This is a genomic window from Psychrobacter sp. W2-37-MNA-CIBAN-0211 (assembly GCF_040309405.1).
Taxonomy (GTDB): domain Bacteria; phylum Pseudomonadota; class Gammaproteobacteria; order Pseudomonadales; family Moraxellaceae; genus Psychrobacter; species Psychrobacter glaciei.
This window is the reverse complement of the sequence record NZ_JBEOOU010000402.1, coordinates 1-253: the sequence shown is the minus strand read 5'-3', so window position 1 is coordinate 253 and position 253 is coordinate 1. Positions and strand designations below refer to the sequence as shown.

The 253-nt window shown below is 35.2% G+C and carries 1 protein-coding gene; it reads left to right on the top strand.

Annotation, left to right across the window (positions count from 1 at the left end):
* The coding region (locus AAEY72_RS15660; RefSeq protein ID WP_352311542.1) for a hypothetical protein at positions 1 to 253 on the top strand (253 nt) is incomplete at both ends.

The following is a 253-nucleotide window of genomic DNA, read 5'->3' as shown; positions in this document are numbered from 1 at the left end:
AGTTAAAGTACCCAAAAGCGATGCAAAGAGCTTTGCTTATTTAAGCTTTGAAGAATTTAATGCTCATTTCAAAGCTACACATAATCCCAAAAGTGGATTTCCACATAGAGGGCTTACGCTTCTTCATTATAAAGAAGATCAGCGTTATGATGTTGCTTACAACAATGAGATAGCTTGCAGTTTTCAACATTGGGAATTATTACAAAACTTTATGGATGTTACTCAGCCATTAGCAGACATCCCACAATTTGAA